Annotated in this window: 5 tRNA genes; all 5 read left to right on the top strand. The window is 49.8% G+C overall.

Features of this window, described 5'->3' with window-relative positions:
• Positions 1-16 precede the first annotated feature (16 nt).
• The 5 genes from E2491_RS12660 (at position 17) to E2491_RS12640 (ending at position 487) form a co-directional block, all read left to right on the top strand.
• A tRNA-Gly gene (locus E2491_RS12660) sits at positions 17-91 on the top strand.
• A 27-nt stretch (positions 92-118) separates the two neighbouring features.
• Positions 119-207, top strand: a tRNA-Leu gene (locus tag E2491_RS12655).
• A 22-nt stretch (positions 208-229) separates the two neighbouring features.
• Positions 230-306, top strand: a tRNA-Arg gene (locus E2491_RS12650).
• A gap of 20 nt (positions 307-326) precedes the next feature.
• Positions 327-403, top strand: a tRNA-Pro gene (locus E2491_RS12645).
• An 8-nt stretch (positions 404-411) separates the two neighbouring features.
• A tRNA-Ala gene (locus tag E2491_RS12640) sits at positions 412-487 on the top strand.
• The last annotated feature ends 95 nt before the right edge of the window (positions 488-582 follow it).

Raw genomic sequence — 582 nt, 5'->3', positions numbered from 1 at the left:
CGCACCAATTCAATATGCGGGAGTAGTTCAGTGGTAGAACACCACCTTGCCAAGGTGGGGGTCGCGAGTTCGAATCTCGTCTTCCGCTCCATATTGATATTTAAGTTTATCTGCCTTAGCCGGGGTGGCGGAATTGGCAGACGCACAGGACTTAAAATCCTGCGGTGGGTTTCCACCGTGCCGGTTCGAGTCCGGCCCTCGGCACCATTTCAGACAAACAGGATAACATGCGCCCGTAGCTCAATTGGATAGAGCGTTTGACTACGGATCAAAAGGTTAGGGGTTCGACTCCTCTCGGGCGCGCCATCCTTATATAATAAGCAATTCGGGGAGTAGCTCAGCTTGGTAGAGCACTTGGTTTGGGACCAAGGGGTCGCAGGTTCAAATCCTGTCTTCCCGACCATTTATTAAGGGGCCTTAGCTCAGCTGGGAGAGCGCCTGCCTTGCACGCAGGAGGTCAGCGGTTCGATCCCGCTAGGCTCCACCAATTTCATTATTGAACCTTGAAAACTAAACAACCAAACGTCAACGTTTAAGATTTTAAGTCTTTTTCGAATAAAAAAGACAATGAGCTTTTCAAAC

It is taken from the genome of Jeotgalibacillus sp. R-1-5s-1, assembly GCF_004405105.1.
Taxonomy (GTDB): domain Bacteria; phylum Bacillota; class Bacilli; order Bacillales; family Jeotgalibacillaceae; genus Jeotgalibacillus.
This window is presented reverse-complemented; position numbering and strand designations above follow the sequence as displayed.